2 protein-coding genes are annotated in these 1,369 nt (G+C 68.2%); one reads left to right on the top strand and one right to left on the bottom strand.

All coding sequences use genetic code 11. The annotated features are described in order from the left end of the window. Positions 1–76: 76 nt before the first annotated feature. Positions 77–748: a J domain-containing protein gene (locus RDU12_RS15755; protein WP_300289498.1), complete on the bottom strand. Its 672-nt coding sequence runs from the start codon at positions 746–748 to the stop codon at positions 77–79. A gap of 45 nt (positions 749–793) precedes the next feature. Between RDU12_RS15755 and RDU12_RS15750 the strand changes: the two genes are divergently transcribed. Then, positions 794–1,096: a BolA family transcriptional regulator gene (locus RDU12_RS15750; RefSeq protein WP_300289507.1), complete on the top strand. Its 303-nt coding sequence runs from the start codon at positions 794–796 to the stop codon at positions 1,094–1,096. Positions 1,097–1,369 lie beyond the last annotated feature (273 nt).

Genomic DNA, 1,369 nt, shown 5'->3' with positions numbered 1-1,369 from the left:
GCGAGCGCTGGGGCCGCTTCCGGCGGGCGGAAGGCCTGCGGTCGCTGACGCTGGAATGCGCGGAGCCGGCCGCAGGCTAGGCCAGGCCGGCCTTCTTCAGCGTCTTGTAGGCCTTGATGACGTTCTGGAGCTTGGCCTCGGCGCCGCGGTCGCCCTTGTTCAGGTCGGGGTGGAAGCGCTTCAGCAGCTCGTGATAGCGGGCCTTGATCTTCTTCTTGTCGGTGCGGGCGTCGAGGCCGAGGTCGGCCAAGGCCGAACGCTCGAGCTTGCCGATGCGCAGGTCGTCCTCGCCGCCCGGCCCGGCCTGTTCCTGGGTGCGGCGGCCGAACAGGCCGAAGCTGTCGCGCCAGCTGCCGGCGCCGGTGTTGTTGGCCGTGCCGATCTTGGCGGCGAAGGCCGCGGCCTCGCGGGTGAATTTGCCGGCCTTCATCTCCCAGGTCGGGCGGCCGCCGGTCATGGCCTCGTTCTCCTGGGCGGCGCGGACCTGGCCCTCGCTCATGCCGGCGTAGAAATTCCAGCCCTTGTTGTACTCGCCGGCGTGGCGCTGACAGAAGTCGTAGAAGTCGTTGAGCCGTTCGCGCGACTTCGGCGCGCGCGCCGTCGCGGCCTGACGGCAGTCGGGCCATTGGCAGGGTTTTTCGCCCGGCTTGAGGTGCAGGACGTCGGCCTCCGCCGCTTCCTCCTCGGGGCGGGGCGGCTTGACCCGCATATCCTTGAAGCGCGGCTTGTATTGAAAGGCTGATGACATCGTCCGAAGTGTAGGGGTGAATTGGTCGCCAACAAGGACAAGCCCATGCCGGAAGGCCCGATAGCGACGATTATTCGCAAAAAACTCACGGCGGGGCTCGCTCCGGCCCGTCTGGAGATCGAGGACGACAGCGGTCGGCACGCCGGCCACCACCACGAAGGCGGGCTGGACGGCAAGGCCGGCGGCGAGAGTCATTTCAATGTGACGGTGGTCTCAGCGGCCTTTGAGGGGCAGGGGCGGGTGCAGCGCCAGCGGGCCGTGAACGACCTGTTGCGCGAGGAACTGGCCGGGCCCGTGCACGCCCTGTCGATCCGGGCGCTGACGCCGGACGAGGCCGGCTCCGCCTGATCCGGGACGTTGCGAGAACGGCGTGATCGGAAAACGGCGCCGTTCATCTCGTCTTAGAAACTTCGCCATAGCGTTCGCTCCGGGTTGTTTGGGAGCTGGCGCGCGCAATGGTCGAATCCGACGGAATCAGCAAGCCGGCGAAAGGCGAACCGGGTTCCGGCGAGGCGGCCCAGGCCCTGCGCGCCATCCTGCAGACGCAGTATCTGCGCTATCTGATCATCTCCAGCTGGGCCGTGGGCCTGCTGGCCGTGGTCGGCCCGATCACCGCGGCCC

The organism is Brevundimonas sp., from assembly GCF_031082345.1.
Classification (GTDB): domain Bacteria; phylum Pseudomonadota; class Alphaproteobacteria; order Caulobacterales; family Caulobacteraceae; genus Brevundimonas.
Note: the sequence above shows the minus strand (reverse complement) of the source record. Positions and strands in the feature narration are given on the sequence as shown.

What these genes read in the sequence shown, in the direction of transcription:
- RDU12_RS15755 (WP_300289498.1), bottom strand. Translation starts at nt 748, where the DNA reads ATGTCATCAGCCTTTCAATACAAGCCGCGCTTCAAGGATATGCGGGTC.
- RDU12_RS15750 (WP_300289507.1), top strand. Translation starts at nt 794, where the DNA reads ATGCCGGAAGGCCCGATAGCGACGATTATTCGCAAAAAACTCACGGCG.